This is a genomic window from uncultured Roseovarius sp. (assembly GCF_913054395.1).
Classification (GTDB): Bacteria; Pseudomonadota; Alphaproteobacteria; order Rhodobacterales; family Rhodobacteraceae; genus Roseovarius.
In genome coordinates, this window is sequence record NZ_CAJXIP010000034.1 from 16,813 (window position 1) to 28,827 (window position 12,015).

At 60.7% G+C, this 12,015-nt stretch carries 9 protein-coding genes; 3 read left to right on the forward strand and 6 right to left on the reverse strand.

Annotation, left to right across the window (positions count from 1 at the left end; genetic code table 11):
• Nucleotides 1-16: 16 nt before the first annotated feature.
• The 3 genes from QZ522_RS07015 to QZ522_RS07025 all read right to left on the reverse strand — a co-directional run bounded on the left by QZ522_RS07015 (nucleotide 17) and on the right by QZ522_RS07025 (nucleotide 5,026).
• Nucleotides 17-1,021, reverse strand: coding sequence for an ABC transporter substrate-binding protein (locus tag QZ522_RS07015; RefSeq protein ID WP_294609049.1), 1,005 nt, complete (start codon nucleotides 1,019-1,021; stop codon nucleotides 17-19).
• Between the two features lie 29 nt (nucleotides 1,022-1,050).
• Nucleotides 1,051-3,867 carry an MFS transporter gene (locus QZ522_RS07020; RefSeq protein ID WP_294609050.1) on the reverse strand — a complete coding sequence of 939 codons (2,817 nt, stop codon included), beginning with the start codon at nucleotides 3,865-3,867 and terminating at the stop codon, nucleotides 1,051-1,053.
• 742 nt (nucleotides 3,868-4,609) lie between these two features.
• Nucleotides 4,610-5,026 (reverse strand): hypothetical protein, encoded by a 417-nt coding sequence (locus QZ522_RS07025; RefSeq protein WP_294609052.1) that lies wholly within the window; start codon nucleotides 5,024-5,026, stop codon nucleotides 4,610-4,612.
• Between the two features lie 169 nt (nucleotides 5,027-5,195).
• On the opposite strand from QZ522_RS07025, the gene QZ522_RS07030 reads away from it, so the two are divergent.
• Nucleotides 5,196-6,833 (forward strand): winged helix-turn-helix domain-containing protein, encoded by a 1,638-nt coding sequence (locus QZ522_RS07030; protein WP_294609054.1) that lies wholly within the window; start codon nucleotides 5,196-5,198, stop codon nucleotides 6,831-6,833.
• Between the two features lie 129 nt (nucleotides 6,834-6,962).
• Here the strand turns inward: QZ522_RS07030 and QZ522_RS07035 are convergent, their stop codons facing one another.
• Both QZ522_RS07035 and QZ522_RS07040 read right to left on the reverse strand, forming a co-directional pair.
• The gene (locus QZ522_RS07035) at nucleotides 6,963-7,907 is read right to left on the reverse strand and encodes an orotidine 5-phosphate decarboxylase (protein WP_294609057.1); all 945 of its coding nucleotides are present in this window, start codon (nucleotides 7,905-7,907) and stop codon (nucleotides 6,963-6,965) included.
• 87 nt (nucleotides 7,908-7,994) lie between these two features.
• Nucleotides 7,995-9,041, reverse strand: a complete 1,047-nt coding sequence (locus tag QZ522_RS07040; RefSeq protein ID WP_294609059.1) for a Glu/Leu/Phe/Val dehydrogenase dimerization domain-containing protein — start codon at nucleotides 9,039-9,041, stop codon at nucleotides 7,995-7,997.
• A 118-nt stretch (nucleotides 9,042-9,159) separates the two neighbouring features.
• On the opposite strand from QZ522_RS07040, the gene QZ522_RS07045 reads away from it, so the two are divergent.
• Both QZ522_RS07045 and QZ522_RS07050 read left to right on the forward strand, forming a co-directional pair.
• Entirely contained in the window at nucleotides 9,160-9,615 is a 456-nt protein-coding gene (locus QZ522_RS07045) for an Lrp/AsnC family transcriptional regulator (RefSeq protein ID WP_294609061.1), read from the forward strand.
• A 5-nt stretch (nucleotides 9,616-9,620) separates the two neighbouring features.
• On the forward strand, nucleotides 9,621-10,787 hold the full coding sequence (locus QZ522_RS07050) for a geranylgeranyl reductase family protein (protein WP_294609063.1): 1,167 nt from the start codon (nucleotides 9,621-9,623) through the stop codon (nucleotides 10,785-10,787).
• A 94-nt stretch (nucleotides 10,788-10,881) separates the two neighbouring features.
• Here the strand turns inward: QZ522_RS07050 and QZ522_RS07055 are convergent.
• A partial coding sequence (locus tag QZ522_RS07055) for an iron-containing alcohol dehydrogenase (RefSeq protein WP_294609065.1) occupies nucleotides 10,882-12,015 on the reverse strand: 1,134 nt, incomplete at its 5' end.

Here is a 12,015-nt window from a genome sequence, read left to right on the forward strand (position 1 = left end):
GGGTCGGACTGTGCTGTCAGTCCGGGACAGTCTCGGCGACTTGCAGAAACGCGAATGGCGGTATCCTGCCCAGCTCCCGGGCGACGTCCATGTTGACGACATAGGCGAAATCGGTGGCGCTGAGGATTGGCAGTTCGCCGGGTGTCTTGCCATCGCGAAGGATGGCGAGGGCCTGTCGAGCCGCCAGGCGCCCGACATCCTCTTCGCGTGCCGCGATCGACAAAAGCGCGCTGCTGCTACGCACAAGAGACTCGTATGGGCTCACAACTGCAATTCCGGCTTTCACCGCCGTCTCCGTAAACAGGTCGCCATTCTGCCGCAGGAACGACGACGATCCCAGGTAGACCCATTTGACACCTGCCTCGGCCAACTCCGCCATGCGCGCGGGAATCCGGTCGATATCCGGTGGCCCCGATACTCCCGGCTCGATCTCCAACGCGATCAGTTCCACCCCGAGGGTCGGTGCAAGTGCGGCGAGTTCGTCGTGCTTGATGACCGAGTTCTCTTCGTTGCTGTTGTAGAGCAGTCCGAGCCGGTCGAAGTCGGGGTCGTAACTGCGGATCACCTCGATGTTCACCGCTTCCGGGACACGGTTGAAGGTCCCGGCAACATTTTCGCGCCCGCTCCGCTCAAAGCTTTCGGCAATACCGGTGCCGAATGGGTCGGCCACCTGGGTGAAAACGACGGGAATCTCGGACAGGAACCGTGGGTCATCGGCGTCTTCCAGTCGCCCGACGGTCCCCAGTGTCGCACTCGTACCATGGGTAATGACGAGATCCACCTTGCGGGACCGGGCCTCTTCGAGCAGGGCCGGTAGGCGCGATATGTCCTGATGGAGATTGCGGACGTCCATTTTCACGTCATAACCGCTTTCCGCCAATTCGGATTGGACGCCTTGGCAGGGCTCGTCGCACCCGTAGTAGAAGATCCCGAGGATGACCTTGGTGTCTGCCCTCGTCGGCGTGGCGAAAAAAGCAAGGAGGCAAAAGGCTGCGGCTAGTCCTGAAACGACGGCTTTCATGGTTTCTCTCCGTTGGTTGATACGCGACTTCACTGGCTGGTCCACCGCTTCGTCAAGAACTCCTTGCCGCCCATGATGGCGAACAGAGCACCACCCGCCAGTGTCCAAACCGCGATGGCCAGCGTTGCCGCAGTGTATCCCGATACACCTGAGAGCCACGCCAAGAAGACAAGCCCGACAATGCTGCCGAGGCGTTCACCGGTGCGCAGCGCGCCGAGTACCGCCGTCGGCCCGGGCCCCGCGACATTCGATTCCGAGAGGCTCAGGGCAAGGGAAACCTGCGTTCCCCGCACCAGCGCGCCGCCCGCGCCGGTGCCGATCATGGCGACCGCCATGGTCAGCTGGGACGGCGCCATGGCGACGGGGAGCAAAGCGAGACCGGCAAAGGCCGCCCCTGCAAGACACAGCACCGCACCGGGCAATCGCAACAATTCTTCGAGGCGTCCAGCGAGTGGACTGATTGCCATGACAGTGATGAAGTAGAGCATAAGTATCCGGCCGATTTCGGCTGCCGATGCACCATTCGCATTCAACGTCAGAGCAACGAGGTAGGAAACGAAGGCCTGCAGGACCACTGCCCCAGGAATGGCAATACAGAAAATCAGCGCGAAGAGGCGGGCATCTGCCAGAACCCGCCATTTGGACGTTCTGTCAGTTGCGGTCTCCTGTTGCGAGTGTGTCTTGCCTATTCCCGGTGCGATCAGCCATCGGCTGAGCAGGGCAGAAACTGCAATCAAGGTGGCGCTGACAAGAAAGACATTCGATGGCCCCAGTCGATCGGCAAGCACACCGCCGAGCGCCACGCCGGAAAACACGCCTCCAAAGAGGACAAGGCTGAAGATGCCAAGCATCCGGTCTCGGTCTGCCCTGGTTGCGACGCTCAGAACATAGTCCTGTGCGGCCAGCGTCACGAGCGCGTAGCCAAAGCCAGTGACCGCGCGCCAGAGTATGATCTCCTGCGCAGTGCTGGCCGCGAACAGGCCGATATGCGCGGCGAGCGTGGGGAGGGCGGCCGCGAAGAAGAGTCCCCTGACCCCGAAGCGCTCGACAAGCACGCGTGCGTAAGGCGACATGAGCACGATGGCGAGCAGGTAGCCGGCAAGCGGCAACGAGATCAGAACGGATTGGTCGAGCCACGGCCAAATATTGTCCGCCGAGCGGGTATAGATCGGCAGGAAGGCCAGCGGCAATTCGTCGGCCGCCGCGAACAGGAAGAGCGCCAGCCGAATGTCGGAGAAAGAGGAGGTCTCCAGCAGCTTTGGCCCGCCCGGCGAGAGACCAAACCTCGTGCCAATCTGCTCGAGTGCATGACGGCTGGGTGCGGCCGCTGTCTCGATAGCCCTGGCACAGGACTCGTGCAGTGCCTCGGCACGTTCCGACATGTTGCTCAAGATCGCCTGGATCGAGTCCTTTCCATTGCCCGCAACTCTCTTGGAGAAGTCGCATGCCGCTTGCATGGCGCTCAGCCTTTGAAGTCGCGCCAGGCCGCCCGTCAATGTGCGCCCCGTGAGCAGCAGCATCGCCTCCCAGGCGAGCAGGATCGTCACCAGGAGGATCACCGCGGCATCCAGAAAAACGTCCCGAAACCGCTGGGCGATCAGACGCGGGTCGATGTCGATAACGACATACGCGACCTCCTCTTCGTCTCTGAGAATTGGATGACTCCGAACGCCGCGTCTCTCTCTCGGGGGCGCGAGATAGGGGTCTATGCGCTCGCCGGCCTCGATCACGATCCGCCCCGTCGCGATCGCGATATAGGCGACCTCGGGAAGCCGCTCCAGCATGTCGCCGAAGTAGCGGTCCGCACCAACGATCTCGTCGAGGGCGATGCCGCTCTCGAGGGCGCGCTGAACATTCTCGCTGACCACCGTACCAATCAGGTCGGTCCGGGCCGCAAGTTCCGGTTCGATCGACCGAGTGACGGCCCGCATCACCACTGTGCCCAGCATCAGGGCCGAAGCAACAAGCAACACGATCGTGATCGGCAGAACCCGCGCCAGTATCAAGGCCTTCAACCGCCCGGGCTGCCCTGGTGCAGCCTCCTCGGAATGACCATGCCGATGCGTAGGCGAGACCGGCTGGCCCTCCGCAAAAGCACCAATCGCCCGCTGCGCCTTACCATAGGCTTCGTCTGCGTCATGCAGGCTTCGCGCCAACTGCGAGAGCTCTGCGTCGAGCCCTCCATGCTTCTGCGATCTGTCGGGAGACGCGGTGGCCTCCAGCGCTTGTCCTTGTCGGTAAGCCCTCAACAGTGCTGCCAGCCTTCGCTGAGGTCGGTCAAGGACCAGATAAATCAGGATGTAGGCGAGAACGGATGTTCCGATCAGGATGAGGATTGCGCTGTGCAGCGTGACCCTGACGATGTTTTGCGATGCGGTTTCGAGCGGCCCATGCGGGTATTCCACCACAACGGCACCCGAAAGCGGCCCGCCCGTCTCGCGATGAATCGAAAAGCCACTATAGATCATATCCGCGGTTTCGTGCCCCCATGCGTCGCGGTCTGCGAGCCGCATGGCGGTCAGCACCTCCTGCGAAAGCTGCAACGGCTTCGTTCCAGTGGTGTAGGCGACGATGCCGGTGGGATTGATCGCATGCACTGCCACGATTTCGGGATCGATTGCGATACCGCGGGCCACAATCTTGTCTCCGTCGCGCAACATCGTGATCGGCAGGCCGAGATCAAGCACTGGCCGGAAGGTCTCCGCCGTTGTCTGTGCTATGACGGCGATGCGCTGGCGCAGGAGAGCCGAGTAGAGCGCGTTGTGTTGCAGGACAAGCAGGACGGAGAGCACAGCAAGCGCGATTCCGATCACCAAAGTGGTGACAATCCAGCTTCGAAATCGCATTGGCGCCTTTCTGAGGGTTCATGATCCAGAAAAAATAGCGTCACCTGCACGGTACAACTCCGAGACTGGCCGATAGAACCATTCAAATCAAGGAATCTTGTGCAGGGCGTTTGGGCTTGCTCCAAGGCGTCCGAGCGCGGGGCATCGCGATAATTCCTCCGACTTCGCTCGGCGTTGCGGCCCAAAACACTCGATAGCGAGCGCCATACAGACTTCATTCCCTTAGCCTTCTCACCCATGCCGCACCTTGCCCAATGATCATCCCGCCCACTCGCTAAGGAATGGTGCTAAACGCAGGGCACATCGCTTTTCTGTCGATTGCACGGCATATGTTGAATGTTCCGGTTTTACTGTCAGATCCACATCCCGACGCGGTGCAGTCAATGACTGCTATTTTTGCGGAACGGCAACTCTGTCCCGCTGAGGCGAGGTTCGGCGCCTGAAATTGCTGCGCTCGATGTCGAATGGCCGGTACCGTGAAGCTGCGGCGCGGCACAGGAGTTTCTGGTGGACGGCAGCAATGGGTCGGTCACGTCGCTTCGGCAGGCGCTGGCACCGCAACTTTGCAAAGGGCGCTTCCTGCGCATTGAGGACATTCGTGCATTTCGCAGCATTTGTCACAATGGGCTCGATCCAGTTGTTCGCTGCAAGTGGTGCCGATGGCCGCTATGCGGACAAAGCTGCCGGCAGACCTGTCCGGTCCAACAACAGCTTTGCTGATAGTAAGAAAGCGTTGGGGCAATCAAAGGCCAGCAGACGGTTCAACATTCAACAGTTCGAACGTTTTCTTGCCATCGACGTCGAACTTTTGAACCAAGTCGCCATCGCGGACAACCGTCAGGCAGCGGTAACGACCCTTGTCGGCGGCCATGGAAACACAGACCTGATCCCTGTCGGTAATGGCGAAGGCTCCTGAGCCCTTCCAGCCACCATTGTCCAGTTCGCCGCTTAAAACATTGCTCGGATCGTAATAAAAATGAAAGGTCTTCTTGCCGGATCTGGCTGTGACCCTGTTGCCGATCAATAACTCGGCGATCTGATCTGCTTTCAGCCTTTCGCCGCCAGCGGCCAATGCCGCCTCCAGTTCTGTTTGCGCCATGACCGCACCGCCCGTGCAGGTGATCGCGATCGCTGTCAAAAGCGTCCTAAATCCTGTCATGTTCCATCTCCTTTTCTGTCGGACAGCCATATCGGGATGATTGTCTGCAGTGCTGACGTTAGACCGAGCAGGTCGCCGACACTTGATCGGAAGCTGACATTCTCTGACATTGAGATGACAATCGTCAAAATCTGTTGAGCAAAAACCAAAGTCGAATGTAAGTTACTTCATGTACCGCTTTTTGGAATTTGAACTTGATCCGGCCAAGGGCTTGAGCCGCCGCGGACAACCGGTGGCTTTGGAGCCACAGGCACTTCAGTTGCTGGAACTACTGATCAAACACCGCGATCGAATCGTCACCAAAGAAGAAATTGTCGATGAAATTTGGGATGGAAACGCTATCACGGACGCGGCTCTGAACACGCGCATCCGTTCCGTGCGCAAAGCTTTGGGTGATAGCGCTGCGCGCTCAATTTATATCAAGACATTCACAAAGCGGGGGTTTCGGTTCGTTGCGCGGGTCGAGCAGAATGATCCGACAGAACAGCAATATACCAAGCCTCGAAAACGACTTTCTATTGCAGTGAGCCTCACCTTTGTGTGCGCTCTTGCGGTTATCTCGGTGTCGGTTTTCCTCGATCGGCAAGGACTGTCGGAAACTGAAGCCCCATCACTGGCTGTTGTTCGTTTTGACAATCTGAGCGGTGAAGACGCGGAGCAATATTTCGTCGATGGTCTCACTGACGATCTAACCGCCCATCTTTCGCGCAACCGTGATCTGTTCGTCGTCTCCAGTGCGACGATGTTGTCTTATGCACAGGACGAGGCGAGCCCGATCGAAATCGCACGCGATCTTGGGGTCGATTACGTTGTCCGTGGCAGCGTCCGGCGCGGAGGTGATCAAGTTCGGGTTAGTGGAGAATTGATTGATGTAGATACCAGCAAAACAATTTGGGCGGAGGGATTCGAAGGGCAAATCAAGGATATCTTCGCGGTGCAGGACGAGATCAGCCAGGCGATCGCAGGGCAATTGTTGCCGGAAATATACCTGTCGGACGCGCTGCGCTCGCAGGGAAAACCAACCGAGGATATGGGGGCGTGGGACTTGTACCTTCGCGGTCGAGTGCGTCAAGCCGAGTTTACCAAGGAAGCACAGGAGGAAGCCGCAACCTATGCTCGGAAAGCGATTGCGTCCGACCCCGGTTTTGCCGCAGCCTACAGTCTTTTGGCCCGCGCTCTTGGGACGATGTTTTTCTTCCAATGGACCAACAGTCCGCAAGATACTCTGATATCCGCGACCGAGGCGGCGACACGGGCCATTGAACTCGATGATCAGAATGCGCAGGCGCACGCAGCTTTGGGTTATATTTATCGTTTTACCGGCGAAGCCGATCCTGCCATCGCGAATCTCGAACGCGCAATCGCTCTTAATCCCAATGATGCGCGCATCCGTTTGGAGTTAGCGCATACTTTCGACTGGTTTCGTATGCAGGACCGCGCGTTGCCAGAGATTGAAATGGCAATCAAGCTGAGCCCTCGCGATCCAATGTTGCAGAATATGTACTTCTACAAAGGGCATATCCTTTTCCATCTTGGGCGCCATGAAGAAGCACTGGATGCAGCCCGGCAGTTGGGCTCTGTCGCGACAAGCAACACATGGCGTCTGTTTCACCACCTTCTGCGCGCCGCAAACCTTGCTGAAATGGATCGAACGGAAGAAGCTCGTGACGCTGTGGAGGCGGCTTTGAGTATCAATCCGAAGCTTTCAACGTCAGCGATGCAAAGACAGTTCGCCGGATCGAAAAATCACCCTGACAACCGAAAAATCTGGTTGGCGAGTTTGAAGAAGGCTGGTGTCCCCGATTAGGCTCAAATTGCAAAGACCGCATAGCGGCCATTCACCCTCTCAAGAATTTGCAATGAAAAGGCACCCTCCGCTGTCTTTATCCGTTGCTTTTCGTGCTCTTCAGGACCCCACGACCCCGTTTCGTACCATTTACTGCAAAGAGATGGGCTGAAACCGGATTAACTCGCGGCCTCGTACCGTGGTGCTGCGATAAACGATCTGATCGGGCAGGCGCAGGGTAAGGCGCTTGCGCGCGTCTTTGGCCGTCCAGAGGCGGCCGGTGTCAAGACAGGTGGCATCGGCCCCGGCGTATCGCGCGCGCGCGGTTACGCGCCGCAGGCCGCTGAGATCGTGAAGGATGACCTTGCCACCTTGCAGCGCGCTGCTCCGGCGCAGTATTTCGCGGCCAAGCCCCCTGGTTTCCTCAACCTGTCGGCCAGGATCAATATCGGACCACACCCCACAGAGATGCGCGGTGCCGTTGACCGACACGACCTCGCCGACCACGCGCAGGCCGCCGCCGCCGCCGCCGCTATAGCGCCCCTCGGCCACGGTCGCGCCCGGCGCAAGGCGCACAAGGCGGCTATTGCGGGTCAGAAAATGCCCCACCTCCAAGCCGTGTCCCATGGCGCCTACACCGGTCTGGCGAAAGGTGATATGCGGATCGCTGCCGCCGCCATTTCCGCGGCTGATCTGCTGGCGCGGGATAAAGACCTCGGGCACACGCCCGGCCCGCCAAGGCAGATCGGTGAGCACACAGCGCGCGGGGGCGCCGGCGTAATCCAGCTTGGGGGCGGTTTTCGGCAAGACGCCGAGATCCTGGTAAATCCTGCGGCCCTCGACATAGACGCTGGCCAATTTGACGATATTGCGCGCGGTCCCCACCGTATAACTTGACTGGCTTGCACTTTCAGCCCAGGTGCCGCAGAGCGCAGTCTTGCCTGCCTTGGGGCGCAACTCTGTCGCGATGGTGATGCCACCGCCCGAAGAATAGCTGCCATGGGTGAGTGTCACACGCTCGCTGAGCGTGGTATCGGCCTGTGCCATGCTGGCGGCAAGTCCTAGCGGCAAGGCAAGGCAGAGCAACAGTTTCATGGCACGCCTCCGGAGTTGTTTGACTCCAGCCTAGCAGGCCCGATGCCCCGGCTCAATTCACAGGCGCGTATCGGCGCATTCGGGGAGTCAGACCGCCACCTGCAACAGGCTGTCCTCGACCATCCGGTCGGCAATCACTGCCGGGCTTGAGTTCTCCGCCTCCGCGCGGATCAGGATCTGTTGCATGGTGGCCTGCATCGCGTCAAGGCGTTCGGCGACCCAGACGCTACGGTCGGTAATCTCAAGAATTTCGGCGGCGACATTGATGATCCCGCCGCCATTGGCCACGTAATCTGGCAGATAGAGAATGCCACGCGCCTGAAGCGCGTCGGCATCGCCGGGGGTTGCGAGCTGATTGTTGGCGGCGCCGACCACGAGGCGGGCCTGAATTTCGGGAATACTGCGCGCGTTCAGGATACCGCCAATCGCGCAGGGCGCGAAAATGTCGGCCTGCGTGGCGTGGACGGTGTGGGCGGGTACGCCGATTGCGCCAAACGCCGTGACCGCATCGCTTACACGAGTGCTATCCATATCCGCCACGCTCAGCCGCGCGCCCGCTTCGTGCAGCAGCGTGCACAAATGCCAGCCGACATGGCCAAGCCCCTGCACCGCGACGTGACGCCCCCGCAGATCATCGCTGCCATAGACCTGTGCGGCCCCGGCGCGCATGGCGTTGAACACGCCCCTGGCGGTAATCGGCGAGGGATCGCCACTGGCGTGCCGACCGTGATCAAGCCCGGCGACAAAGTGCGTCTCGCGGGCAATTTCGGCCATGTCCGCGGGGCTCATGCCCATATCCTCGGCGGTCCAGTAGCGCCCCTGCAAGGCATTGATCGCCCGACCCATGGCGCGCAGCAATTCCGGCGTCTTGTCACGGGCTGGATCCCCCACGATCACCGCCTTGCCGCCGCCCAGCGGCAAGCCCGCAGCGGCGTTCTTGTAGCTCATTCCGCGCGAGAGGTTCAGCACGTCCTCAAGCGCCGCCGTGTCACCGTCATAGACCCGCATCCGCAAGCCGCCCGCCGCAGGGCCTAGCCGGGTGGAGTGAATCGCGATAAACCCGCGTAATCCGGTGTCATCATCCTCGACCCGGTAGACGTCTTCATGGCTGGTCGATGCAAGGCGCGTGAGCATGGTGGTATCCTCCTGCGAACTACCGTAAGAGCAGTGTTGCGCGAAAAAACAGCAAACTTTGGTCACTGATGCGTGACCTTTGGGTGAAATCACCAGAATGTGCGGGGATTTTAGGGAAATGGACAAGATTGATCGCCAGATCATTGCCGCGCTGCAACGCGATGGCCGCCTCAAACTAGCCGATCTGTCGGCGCGTGTGGGGCTTTCGGCGACGCCGCTGGCGCGCCGGATCGCCCGGCTTGAAACCAGTGGGATCATCACCGGTTATGCCGCCCGCGTGAATCAGGAAAAACTCGGCCTGCCGCTGAATGTGTTCATTTTCGTTGAACTGGAACATCACACCCGCGACGCCATTGCCAAGTTCGAGACCCGCCTGCGACGGTTTGACGAGGTGATGGAATGCTATCTGATGACCGGCACACGCGATGTTCTGATCCGGGTGGTTGCCGCCGACCTTGCCGGGTTTGACCGGTTTTTGGAGGATGGCCTGATGCAGACCCCCGGCATTCGCTCGATGCGGTCAAGTTTTGCGCTGCGCACGATGATCCGGCGCGATGCCCTGCCCGAGGTCTGAGCAGAATGACGGCTCTGGATTTTGATATCGTTGTCATCGGCGCCGGTCCGGCTGGCGGGGCGGCGGCGTTTACCGCAGCGAGGGCGGGATTGCGGGTGGCCCTGATCGACCGCAAGACCTTTCCGCGTGAAAAGCTGTGCGGCGGCCTGATCACCGGGCGGGCGCGGCGTCACTATGCCGAGGTTTTCGGCCATGAGATGCTGTTCGAGGCGCAGGACCGCAAGACCACTGTGGATTTCCGCTTTCGCGGCGCGCCAATGGGGGTGATCCGCGATGCGCCCGCGCTTTGCGCCACGATGCGATGGGATATGGATGCGATGATCTGCGCGCAGGCGCTTGAGGCGGGGGCGGCGGATTTCACCGGGATAAGCGTCGATGCGATTGATCTTGCGGACAGGTCCCTGACTCTGAAGGATGGCCGCCGGATCGGTTTTGGCGTGCTGATCGGGGCGGATGGCGCCAATAGCCAGGTCGCCAAGGCCCTGTTCGGTGAGGCATTCGATCGCGCCGAGGTCGGTTTTGGTCTGGAGATCGAGGCCGTCGGTGACCACGTGAAGCCAGGCGCACCCATTCGCATTGATCTTGCGGCGGCGAAATGGGGCTATGGCTGGAGCTTTCCCAAGCGATGTTCAACCACCATCGGGGTGGGCGGCTTGCTGGCCAGGAACCCCGACATGAAAGATGCCATGGCCGAGTATTGCGCGCTTTTGGGGGTCGAGGCCGACAGGAGCAGCTTCAAGGGGCAGTTCCTTCCATTCGGTGATTTCCGCAAGGTTCCCGGTCGGCAGGCCATTCTCTTGGCAGGGGATGCGGCGGGGCTTGTCGATCCGATCACCGGCGAGGGGATCGGCTATGCGCTTCAAAGCGGGCATCTGGCGGCCGAGGCCGCGATTGAGGCGCTGCGCGCCGCACGTCCCGAGCGGGCGCTGGCGCTTTATCGCCGCCGCTTGCGACCCGTTCACCGGGCGCTGCGCATGGCCCGGCTGATCCGTCCGGTGATTTTTCTGCCGGCGATGGAAGCCGGGTTTGCGCGCGCCTTCCGGCACTCGTCTACGCTTCGGTTGCAATATCTGCGACTGATGGCCGGAGAGGTGGAATACGGCGATATCCTGGCCCGGCTGATCCTGCGCCTGCCGCGTCTGGCGGTGTTGGCGATCCGGGCCAGATTTTGACGCCAGGGACCGGGGCAAGGACGGAATGGGGGACGCTGTCCCCCAGCCCCCCTGGGATATTTAGGGCAAGAAGAAGTCCAAAGCCCCGCCCGTGTCAGAGTGCGGCGTTAAACAGCCCGGTCAGGTTCTCTTCGGTCAGGGGCACCGGATTGCCGCCACAGCTTGGGTCGGTGAGGGCGCCCGCGACCAGATCGGGGATGGCCTCTGCGGTGACACCAAGGGCCGAGAGGCTGCGTGGTATGCCAAGGCTGTCGTTGAAGTCTTGTACGAAGCTGCGGAATCCAGCAAAGCCACCCACGATGCCGAGATAGCCGGCCGCGCGGTCGAACCGTTCGGCGATCACATCCGCGTTCAGGTCCAGCACCGCAGGCATGCAGACCGCGTTGGTCGTGCCGTGGTGGGTGTTGAAATAGGCGCCGATGGGATGGCTCATGGCGTGGATCGCGCCGAGGCCTTTCTGAAATGCCGTGGCCCCCATGGCGGCGGCGCTCATCATCTGGGCGCGGGCCTCGATATCGGTGCCATCCTCGTAGGCGCGTGGCAGGTAGTCGATGACAAGGCGCATGCCCTCAAGTGCGATGCCCTGACTCATCGGGTGGTAATGCGGGCTGGAAAATGCCTCGACGCAATGGGCAAAGGCATCAAGCCCGGTGCCGGCCGTGATGAATTTAGGCATGCCCACGGTCAGCTCGGGATCACAGATCACCACGGCGGGCAGCACCTTGGGGTGAAAGATGATCTTTTTCACATGGGTCACCGAATTGGTGATCACGCTGGCGCGTCCTACCTCTGATCCGGTGCCGGCGGTTGTCGGCACGGCGATGATCGGGGCGATGGCATCACTGTCGGCGCGGGTCCACCAATCGCCGATGTCCTCGTAATCCCAGACCGGCCGTGTCTGTCCCGCCATGAAGGCGACCATCTTGCCCAGGTCAAGCCCCGAGCCGCCGCCAAAGGCGATCACCCCGTCATGGCCACCGGCCTTATAGGCGGCGACACCGGCGGCAAGGTTGATCTCGTTCGGGTTCGGGTCAACCTCGGAAAACATCGCGCGACCAAGGCCGGCTGTCTCCAGAATATCAAGGGTCGCCTGGGTGACGGGCAGGGCGGCAAGCCCCTTGTCCGTCACCAGAAGCGGGCGCTTGATTCCGGCCTGGGCACAGGCGGCCGGCAGTTCCTTGATCCGGCCTGCGCCGAATTTGATTGCGGTCGGGTAGGACCAGTTTCC